2 protein-coding genes are annotated in these 1,018 nt (G+C 70.2%); one reads left to right on the forward strand and one right to left on the reverse strand.

All coding sequences use genetic code 11. The features are described from left to right. Positions 1–182 (reverse strand): hypothetical protein (locus tag ACZ7H1_RS37395; RefSeq protein ID WP_470792952.1); only part of this gene is annotated, 182 nt, incomplete at its 3' end. A gap of 202 nt (positions 183–384) precedes the next feature. On the opposite strand from ACZ7H1_RS37395, the gene ACZ7H1_RS37400 reads away from it, so the two are divergent. Further along, a complete protein-coding gene (locus tag ACZ7H1_RS37400) occupies positions 385–936 on the forward strand; it encodes a GNAT family N-acetyltransferase (RefSeq protein ID WP_470792953.1) in 552 nt (183 codons plus the stop codon). Positions 937–1,018 lie beyond the last annotated feature (82 nt).

Consider the following 1,018-nt stretch of genomic DNA (forward strand, 5'->3'; position numbering starts at 1 on the left):
AGGCAAGCCCTTGTTGCCATCCAGCTTGTCTGCTCTGAACCCGCTGTCGAGGTGAGCCCTGCCCTGCAGGGCAAACCAACAGGCGAAAAAGGTACCGCGGCCGCCGCCACGCCCAGCGCGGCCTTGCGGGAAAGGTTCAGACCGGTCTTGGCGGGAGCGTCGGTGTTCTGCGAGAAGTCCATGTCGTCTCCGGTGAGTTCGTGTCCCGGGGCGTTTCCCCTTGACTGGTCTCCATCCTGTCCGCGCAGTCCCCTCACCGACAGTGACGACTTCCCGCTCCCGCACGCCCGTGTCCCGCATTCCCGTGAACCGGAGCGCTCCGCCCACCGCGCCGGGGCCGTAAAGCGTTGGACAGTCCTGCGGCGCCGGGCGAGCATCTCCGCGATGAACAACGAGCCCCTTGTCTCCGTCCCCAAACGTGTCCGCTTCGTCGAGCTCGGCGAAAAGGCGCTGCGGGCACTTGCCGATGGCGACCTCGCTGGCGGAAGCGCCGAAGCCGGAGTCGATCTCGACGAGCACTTCGTGTGCGACCGGGCCCGCTGGATCTTCGGCTATCGCGCCGACCAGCTCGCCTCGGACCCGTCCGCCGCGCCCTGGACGACGCGGGCTGCGGTGTCCGAGCCGGACGGGGCCGTCGTGGGCGACGCCGGGTTCCACGGGCCGCCGGACGAGGACGGCACGGTCCAGGTCGGCTACACCGTCGTGCCCGGGTACCGCCGTCAGGGGTATGCGCGGGCCATGCTGAGGGCGCTGCTCGTCAGGGCGGCCGGCGAACCCGGGGTCAGGACCGTGCGGGCCGTCATCAGAGCCGACAACCACGCTTCGCTGGCCACGATCGCGGGCTTCGGTTTCACGCGGGTCGGCGAGCAGGGGAACGAGCGGGACGGAGTCGCGTTCGTCTTCGAGGTCCCGGCGGACGCGATGCGGGCCGAGTAGCGCTTCTCCCCCGGCGTACGGATGCGGCGCCGGCGGTGCCCGGACCAACGGCGTTAACGGCGTTAACGCCGTTGGTCCGGGC

This window comes from Streptomyces sp. NPDC037401 (assembly GCF_055602345.1).